This window comes from Bacillus sp. PPSBB_11 (assembly GCF_038023285.1).
Lineage (GTDB): Bacteria > Bacillota > Bacilli > Bacillales > Bacillaceae > Bacillus > Bacillus altitudinis.
Genome location: NZ_CP150633.1, coordinates 2,634,202 through 2,642,242, shown reverse-complemented (window position 1 = coordinate 2,642,242; position 8,041 = coordinate 2,634,202). Strand labels below are relative to the sequence as shown.

Here is an 8,041-nt window from a genome sequence, read left to right as displayed (position 1 = left end):
TACTCCTCCCTCTATTTTCCCTATAACGACATATATTATCATTTTATAAATCTTTCGACACCGAAAATAAACCGCAAAAAAGCCCTATAAAGGGCCGTGTGAATGATAGATAACATGACTTCTATTCATAAATAAGCACCCAGTACTTCGCCCCAGGTTCCCCTTCCTCTACAACAGCCTTCCATCCTCTTTTTTGATAAAAAGACAAAGCTTTGTGATTTTCGGATACACATTTGAGGGTGACTGGTGTTCCGAGCACTTTGATCGCATGTTTCAGCAACAGATCGCCAGCCCCTTGACCAACAGCTTCTGGATGTACAAACAAGAGATGAATAAAACGATCTGGTACATATAATGAGATGAATCCAAGGATTTTATTGCTCTCCTCAGCTAAGAAAATTTGCTCTTCCTGCGTATCTTGATCAAAATCTTGCAGTTTGATTTCTTCTGTATTGAGCCAGTGAAAGCTCTGACGTCGGGATTCTAAATAGATTTGTCTTAATTGTGGATAATCTTCTATGCTTGCTTCTCTAATGAACATCGCAACATCTCCTTTGTTTTTCATTTGAATGTTAATTCGCTTCTAAAATGTGTTTTGCCTGTGTTCTGCCTGCAAATAACAATTGATCACTGAACTGCGAGTCATTGACAGCACGCGCAAGAGCAATTGTACCAATCATGCTGCTTACTAGTGCGTAACTCTTAGAGAGATCTATGTTTCCCGTATCGGCTATAAACGCCATAAACCGTTTCAATTCATCGGTATAAGCTTTCCGTACCTCTTGCGATAATTGAGCAATCTCCCCTGCCAGTGCAGGCAGTATACAGCCGACTTCCGTCTGATCACGGTGAACGGTACTTAAATAAAATTCAATGATCGTCTGAATTCGAGGCTGATCTGCCTTCTTGTCTGCAACACTTTGTAGCATCTTGATCGTATCAGTAATAGCAAAATGAAAAGTCTCTATCACCAACTGATCCTTGTTCTTAAAGTGAGCGTAAAACCCTCCATGAGTTAGACCTGCTCCTTTCATAATGTATGGCAAACTGATATTACGGACGCCATTTGTTCGAAATGCTCGTGCAGCACTAGCGATGATCTGCTCTCTCACTTTTGACTTATGACCTTTCGGATAAGGCATCCTCTTTCCCCCTCCTTCCTTTTAACTCATCTAAGTGTATTTATCAAAATATTATATTCATCATATTATCATGTGTCAATTGACTAAAATCCATCTTTGCTCACTCAGATGGGATTGACTTCGCTAAAATATGATGACTATAATATATTATGACCATCATATTTTAAAATTGGAGGTGCAAGAAATGATTCATTTTGAAACAGTAGATACATTAGTGATTGGATCAGGTCCGGGAGGCTACGTGGCAGCATTACGTTCAGCTCATCTCGGCATGAAGACAGCGATTGTAGAACGTGAACAATTAGGTGGCGTATGCACCCATGTAGGCTGTATCCCTTCTAAAGCGCTAATAGCAGAAGCAGAGCGGTTCAAACTCCGCACACAATGGGATGGTTTTCAAGAAAGCGGTTCTTTCAATGAAGCTCAAGCGTTCAAAAAAGTTGTTGTGGAAAAACAAGCGGGAGGCGTCCAATTTTTGTTAAAGTCAGCGGGAGTTACCATTCTGGAAGGCGATGCAAGCTTGTTCGATCAGCATACAGCGGTGATTCAACATGCCGAAAAAGGTGAAAAACGAATCAACTTCAAACACCTTATATTAGCAACCGGCTCTCGTCCAATTGAAATTAAATCACTCCCTTTCGGAGGTCGTATATTGTCTTCCACTGAAGCACTATCCCTTTCCGAAATCCCTAAAAGCCTTGTCGTAGTTGGGGGTGGATATATTGGTGTTGAACTCGGACAGATGTTTGCAAGGTTTGGATCTAAAGTCACCATTCTAGAAGGCGGCAATCAAGTATTGCCTGGCTTTGAAAGTGAACTTGTCTCTCCTGTTGTTCGACAATTGAAAGAAGATGACATCACCGTGATTACAGGAGCAAACGTCATAGATGCCGAGCAGCATATGAGCGGAATTGATCTTCATTATGAGAAACAGAAAGAAAGTTACACGGTGAAAGCGGAATATGCATTGATTACTGTCGGAAGAAAACCGAATACAGATGGAGCATTAGGTCTCCATTCTATCGGTTTATCCATTACCCCTAACGGACTGGTTAAAATTGATGAACAATGCAGAACTTCCATTCCGCACATTTATGCAATTGGTGATATCACCGAGGGTCCTGCTCTGGCTCATAAAGCTTCCTATGAAGCGAAGGTGGCAGCAGAAGCAATCGCCGGGAAACCTTCGATGATCGATTATAAAGCGATCCCTCTCGTTGTGTTTTCCAGCCCAGAATTGACGAGTGTTGGACTGAGCGAAACGGATTGCAAGCAGCAATCCATTCCGACTGTTACTGGAAAAACAATGTTCTCTATTAATGGTCGAGCACTGGCATTAAAAGAACCAGAAGGATTTGTGAAGATTGTGGCCCATGCTGAATCTGGCCTTATTTTAGGAGCACAAATCGTAGGTGCAGAGGCATCTACTCTTATATCAGAACTTTCTCTCTCTATTGAAATTGGTGCTACAGTAGAAGATTTAGCCATGACGATTCATCCTCACCCAACATTAGGTGAAATGATCATGGAGGCTGCAGAAATGGCCACTCGTAAAGTTGAAAAAAATCTGGCACGATAATTCATTCAGGTGCATCTTTTAAAAATTGAGTAAAATAATCGCCATAGCCTACTTAGGAATAGGCTATGGCGATTTCAATTGAGTCATGATATAAAAGCAGCGGTATATTGACCTTTAATTGGATACCTCATCACGTTTTTTCCCTAACTTCATCGATAACTGCACGCCAATCATCAGCATCACGATGGCGAGCATTGCGACAATAGCAGCTTGAAAATGTCCGCTGATATCGAAAATCAAACCGATTAAAAATGGACCAAATCCTCCCATGATGTACCCGCCCATCTGTGACATCGCTGACCATGTACCGGCTTCTTCTGGTGTACGCGTTTCAATAATAGGCAGCATAAGCGCTAAAGGAAATAATCCACCTGCTCCAATCCCCAGAAAAATAACAGCTGGCAGGATCGGCATTGGCAGTAGAAGGAATAGGAGGCCAATCAGCTCTGACAAACTGCATAAAATCAGAAATAATTTCGGCTTTCCTAGACGATTGACGATGTTTGGAACGAGTAATGCCACCGGAATCTGAATGAGCGTAAATATCGTAAGCAGCATGGCGGCATACTGCGGACTATTCCCAAAATCAAGCGCAATGGGTGAAATCCACGCTGTTAACGAATAGAACATGCTAGACATAAAGCCAAAGAACAAGGTGAATTGAATGGCTTTTTTGTTTCGCAGCGGTAATCTCAGCGGCACATCTGCATGATCCGCTTGTTGGTTTTGACGAGCTAGACCGAGCCATAAAATCAGTGCAATAACGCCTAAAACCGCCCAGCAAGATAACGCAAGTGGAAGGTTATGCTCACTGCGAAGGTAAATCGGAATGGTCAAGCCCGAAGCAAGTGCAGCTCCAACTGTCATCGATATAGAGTACACACTGACAATCCCAGGACTTTTCGGGAAATACTTTTTAATAAAACTAGACAACAATGGTCCGGCAAAACTTATTCCAACTCCTCCTGCAAAAGCAGTCACGAGAAGGATGGTAACCGTTTGACTTGTACCACGCAGTCCAGTCGCAATTGTGATAAGAAAAATCGAGAAAAAAAGAGTTCTCTCTAATCCAAACCGGCGGCTTAGTTTCGTTGCTACAGGGGCAAACACTCCCATGCACAAGACCGGCAAAGTGGTTAAAAGACTTGCCGTGAGTGCACTAACGCCAAGGTCTGATTGAATCATGCTCATCATAGAAGCTACGGATGTAATGATTGGGCGCAAGTTTAAGGCAGCTAAAAATAAAGCAGCTAAATAAAATACTTTTTTTATCAATACTCTTCTTCCTCTCTCATCTTGTTGAGGTTACTATGAGTATAAATCCGCTTCATTCATTGATCAATACAATAATTCGTATTATGATGATAGGAAAATACTATCATTAATGAAAGGATGGCATATGGATACTCGTCACATTACCTATTTTATGGCTGTATTCGATCATTTACATTTCACAAAGGCTGCAGAGCAGCTAGGTATATCACAGCCTACATTAAGCCAACAGATTCAGCTGCTTGAAGCTGAAGTTGGGATGCCGCTTTTTGACCGAATCGGTAAAAAAGTAGTTGCAACTGAAGCTGGTACGCTTCTTTATCAATATGGCATGAAAATGCTTCAGGCTGAGCGAGATGCCAAAAATGCTATGAAAGAACTGTTATCTGAACAGCGGGGTACTGTTCGGCTTGCCGTCCTTCCCTCTGATCTTGACTTTCAGCTTGTTCCGCTTTTTGTAGAATTTAAAACGCTGTATCCAGAGATCAACCTAAAGGCTTTTTCGACCATCTTTGTTCGTGACGAGGTGCTCTCACATAAAGTCGATATCGGAATTGGGCTGCGCGGGCCTGCGGATAAACGACTGATTCAAATTCCACTTGGCGATGAGCCCTACGAATTGTTTGTTCATTCAGACAGTGAACTGGCAAAAAGGCGTGAAGTGACGCTAAAAGAACTGACAAAGCATGCACTGGTCATGTATCCAAAAGGCTATCTAGGAAGAGATTTGGTCGATGACGTATGTAAAGAACACGGTTTTGAATTGGACACGGTCATGGATGTTGGGTCTGCCACTTCACTATTGCAGTTAGTTGAAGCCGGGATCGGCGCCACCATCCAGCCAAGAGGGCTGTTAAAGCAACATTCAGCATGGCCTAATATTGTCTCTATCCCTATTTCTGCCCCTGCTCCTGTTCGGCATCTTGAATTAACGTATTATGCCGATCGATTTGTGACCAAAGCGCAAAAACAGCTATCTGAATGGCTAATAGACTTTTTCAAATCAAGAACAAACTAAAAAGTGAGGGTAACACATGAAGAATGCAAACAGCATATTTACAAGAACAAACCGGGTTGTGATTCGCCAGTTTGATCAGCAGGATATTGAAGCATTTTATCAATACCGATCAAATCCCTCTATTGCCACATTTCAATCCTGGGAAAACTACACGCACGAAGACGCTGAATCATTTGTTCAACACCAAATGACACAACAACCTAATCAACCAGGGACGTGGTTTCAATACGCGATTGCCTTATCTGAATCCAATCAGCTGATAGGAGATTGCGCCATTCATACACTCGGCAGCGAGCCTAGAATCGTTGAAATAGGATTTACACTCGCGCCTGAATTTCAAGGAAAGGGCTATATTCATGAAGCCTTGAATTCAATGATCGAATATATTTTCACTACACTGAACAAGCATAAAATCATTGCCTTTACAGATGTACGCAACGAAAAATCCATTCGAGTGCTGGAACGTTTAGACATGAGACGCGAAGGACATTTGCTGCAAAATTATATGTCGAAGGGACATTGGGTCGATGAATATCAATATGCCATTCTTCAATCTGAGTGGGCCGCGAAGCGTCATTAAACATTTATTTCCTATTCAAAATCCCTAAATAAGCGCTCCACGGTCCTACATCGGTTCGATATCGTTCCGCCATGACCCGAACAATTTGGGAGATATGGGTGAAATCATGGACAACCCACGCAGAAAGTAATTCGCTCACTTGCACGATGCCAAATTCTGGATGGACGCCCTTTTTCTCTAGATCAAGACTTGAGTGTGTCATACGCTGAATGTATGACACATTCTCCATCCGCACATGATGAAACTCCGCTAGTGCTTGTTCTATCTGTCTTTCAGTTTGATTCAAATGGGCGTAGCGGTCAAATGCAGGAAATGGGGTATTCTCTCCATCAGCAAGAATGACACTTAATCGAGGAATCCAGTTGGATTTCTCTGCTTCAATCAAATGTTCAATGACTTCAACGGGATTCCACGTTCCCTCCCCTTCACGACTGTGAAGCCAATCCTTCGATAAACCTGACAAAAGACTTTCTAATGTACGAGGAGTTCGACTCAACATATCTAAAGCTTCATCCAAATTGAAATTCATAATGGTAGCTCCTTTATCAATTTTTCTTTATTCTAATGTTTTTTGATTAGATTGCAACTCATACCGCAAAACAGATAAAGAAGAAAATAAAAGGTGCTTTTAATCAACCTTCTATATACAAATAGAACTTTTCTATAACACTCACCATCCTTTCTTTTTTTATAATAGAAAAAAATGAAATGTGGTGATATGCATGTCTACAACAATTGGTATTATGGGTGGTATGGGCCCTTTAGCGACGATTGATCTGATGAAAAAAATCATTTCTCATACACCAGCTATTAAAGATCAGGATCATTTACATGTGATTGCTGATAATTATCCGCAAATCCCTGATAGAACCAATGCCATATTTGGGAAAGGCGAAGATCCTACAGAATATATGATTGCATCAGCTAAAAGATTAGAACGCGCAGGAGCGGACTTTATTCTGATTGCATGCAATACCGCTCACTTCTTTTTAGAAAACGTACAACTAGCCACTCATATCCCTATTATGAATATGCCATTAGAAACCGCAAAGCACCTGAACAAACATCACTATACGTCTGTCGGCTTACTATGTACTGATGGCACATTAAAAACCCAGCTCTATCAAAAAGCTTGTGCCCATCACAAGATTGATGTCATGACTCCTAGTGAAAATCTTCAGAAAAGTGTGATGAATGGGATTTATGCCGTGAAAGCAGGGAAATTGAGTAAAGGCGAAAGTGAACTGGCGTTAGCTGCAGAAATTTTAATCAATCAAGGAGCAGAAGCCATCATTGCCGGCTGTACAGAAATTCCTTTAGTTCTAAGGTCAACCAAAGCTGTGAAAGTGATTGACCCTACTGTCATTTTGGCGAAAGAAGCTGTAAAATTAGTGTATGAGCTTGAAAAACTAAACATTTAAAGAACGTCATATAAGGGGATAACATGAATATTGAGAATATAGAAGCGTTTATTTATGTATGCCAGCTAGGCAGTATCAATAAAGCTGCAGAAGCATTGTATTTAACCCAGCCTTCTGTATCGGCACGTATTCAATCGTTAGAAAAAGAATTAGACCTGAAATTATTTGATAGACAGAGAAATAAACTATCTCTGACGGAAAAAGGTGAACAGTTTTACCCGCATGCCAAAAAGATTCTCCATTCTTATCAAGAAGCAAAGCATAGTCTCAAACAAACGATGCTCCCTTATGAATTGACGATTGGATGCGCATCCTCTATTTCCAATAATCTATTGCCTAACATATTGCCCGCCCTAAAAGAAAAATACGAAAATCTGAAAGTGAAAATTGTAACAGGACATTCAAAGGATGTTGTCCAAAAAGTGATTAACAACCAAGTAGACTTTGGCATTGTCAGGACTGAAACACATCCTCAAATTGAATCAATCCCGATTTTCAGCGATCCAATCGGGCTGTTCGTCCCAACTCATCACCCGCTTGCCAGCCTAGGCAACATCAATATGAATGAACTAGAAGAACAACCTTTTATTTTCTTTGACTATGGGTCATTTGATTGGTTGATGCTCCACCGATTATTTCAAAAAAACAACATCACACCGAACATTTCCATTGAGGTTGATCATATGGAAACTGCAAAAAATTTAGTGCTACAAGGAATGGGACTATCGTTTCTTCCTCATCATTGTGTTAGAAATGAAGTAGAACAAGGAACACTAAAACAAATTTCAATTGAGCCATCTATCAATTTCAACATCAATATTGAGTTCATTTATAAAAAAGGAAAATCCAAATCCGTTTTCATTGATCAACTCAAACAGTTTTTTCATGAATTAGATTCAGCTACTTAAAAAAGCCCTTTACAGGGCTTTTTTTGATATATTACTTTATTCAATTGTCAATCCAAATAATAAATTTGTTGTTTTATGATGATATCTTATAACAAAAAGGAAATATATAACATAAAAAAAC

At 40.6% G+C, this 8,041-nt stretch carries 9 protein-coding genes; 5 read left to right on the top strand and 4 right to left on the bottom strand.

The window, feature by feature from the left end:
* Positions 1-121: 121 nt before the first annotated feature.
* Both V7L95_RS12850 and V7L95_RS12845 read right to left on the bottom strand, forming a co-directional pair.
* Complete coding sequence (locus V7L95_RS12850) at positions 122-541, bottom strand: GNAT family N-acetyltransferase (protein WP_079919366.1); 420 nt, start codon at positions 539-541, stop codon at positions 122-124.
* A 31-nt stretch (positions 542-572) separates the two neighbouring features.
* Entirely contained in the window at positions 573-1,142 is a 570-nt protein-coding gene (locus V7L95_RS12845; protein WP_144625989.1) for a TetR/AcrR family transcriptional regulator, read from the bottom strand.
* A 184-nt stretch (positions 1,143-1,326) separates the two neighbouring features.
* On the opposite strand from V7L95_RS12845, the gene lpdA reads away from it, so the two are divergent.
* Entirely contained in the window at positions 1,327-2,721 is a 1,395-nt protein-coding gene (lpdA, locus tag V7L95_RS12840) for a dihydrolipoyl dehydrogenase (protein WP_340966693.1), read from the top strand.
* Between the two features lie 114 nt (positions 2,722-2,835).
* On the opposite strand, the gene V7L95_RS12835 is transcribed toward lpdA, so the two are convergent.
* The gene (locus tag V7L95_RS12835; protein WP_340969043.1) at positions 2,836-3,993 is read right to left on the bottom strand and encodes an MFS transporter; all 1,158 of its coding nucleotides are present in this window, start codon (positions 3,991-3,993) and stop codon (positions 2,836-2,838) included.
* A gap of 112 nt (positions 3,994-4,105) precedes the next feature.
* Here V7L95_RS12835 and V7L95_RS12830 point away from each other — a divergent pair, with 112 nt between their 5' ends.
* Both V7L95_RS12830 and V7L95_RS12825 read left to right on the top strand, forming a co-directional pair.
* Positions 4,106-5,011 carry a LysR family transcriptional regulator gene (locus V7L95_RS12830; RefSeq protein ID WP_019743043.1) on the top strand — a complete coding sequence of 302 codons (906 nt, stop codon included), beginning with the start codon at positions 4,106-4,108 and terminating at the stop codon, positions 5,009-5,011.
* A 16-nt stretch (positions 5,012-5,027) separates the two neighbouring features.
* Complete coding sequence (locus V7L95_RS12825) at positions 5,028-5,591, top strand: GNAT family protein (protein WP_035700391.1); 564 nt, start codon at positions 5,028-5,030, stop codon at positions 5,589-5,591.
* Between the two features lie 4 nt (positions 5,592-5,595).
* On the opposite strand, the gene V7L95_RS12820 is transcribed toward V7L95_RS12825, so the two are convergent.
* A complete protein-coding gene (locus V7L95_RS12820; RefSeq protein ID WP_046343317.1) occupies positions 5,596-6,120 on the bottom strand; it encodes a DinB family protein in 525 nt (174 codons plus the stop codon).
* Positions 6,121-6,313: 193 nt separating this feature from the next.
* On the opposite strand from V7L95_RS12820, the gene V7L95_RS12815 reads away from it, so the two are divergent.
* Positions 6,314-7,012, top strand: a complete 699-nt coding sequence (locus V7L95_RS12815) for an amino acid racemase (RefSeq protein WP_340966689.1) — start codon at positions 6,314-6,316, stop codon at positions 7,010-7,012.
* Between the two features lie 23 nt (positions 7,013-7,035).
* Positions 7,036-7,920 carry a LysR family transcriptional regulator gene (locus V7L95_RS12810; protein WP_311754445.1) on the top strand — a complete coding sequence of 295 codons (885 nt, stop codon included), beginning with the start codon at positions 7,036-7,038 and terminating at the stop codon, positions 7,918-7,920.
* Positions 7,921-8,041: the final 121 nt, after the last annotated feature.

Bases quoted from the DNA above. Each gene is read 5' to 3' on its own strand.
- lpdA (WP_340966693.1), top strand. From the start codon at position 1,327: ATGATTCATTTTGAAACAGTAGATACATTAGTGATTGGATCAGGTCCG.
- V7L95_RS12825 (WP_035700391.1), top strand. From the start codon at position 5,028: ATGAAGAATGCAAACAGCATATTTACAAGAACAAACCGGGTTGTGATT.
- V7L95_RS12810 (WP_311754445.1), top strand. From the start codon at position 7,036: ATGAATATTGAGAATATAGAAGCGTTTATTTATGTATGCCAGCTAGGC.
- V7L95_RS12830 (WP_019743043.1), top strand. From the start codon at position 4,106: ATGAAAGGATGGCATATGGATACTCGTCACATTACCTATTTTATGGCT.
- V7L95_RS12850 (WP_079919366.1), bottom strand. From the start codon at position 541: ATGTTCATTAGAGAAGCAAGCATAGAAGATTATCCACAATTAAGACAA.
- V7L95_RS12845 (WP_144625989.1), bottom strand. From the start codon at position 1,142: ATGCCTTATCCGAAAGGTCATAAGTCAAAAGTGAGAGAGCAGATCATC.
- V7L95_RS12820 (WP_046343317.1), bottom strand. From the start codon at position 6,120: ATGAATTTCAATTTGGATGAAGCTTTAGATATGTTGAGTCGAACTCCT.
- V7L95_RS12815 (WP_340966689.1), top strand. From the start codon at position 6,314: ATGTCTACAACAATTGGTATTATGGGTGGTATGGGCCCTTTAGCGACG.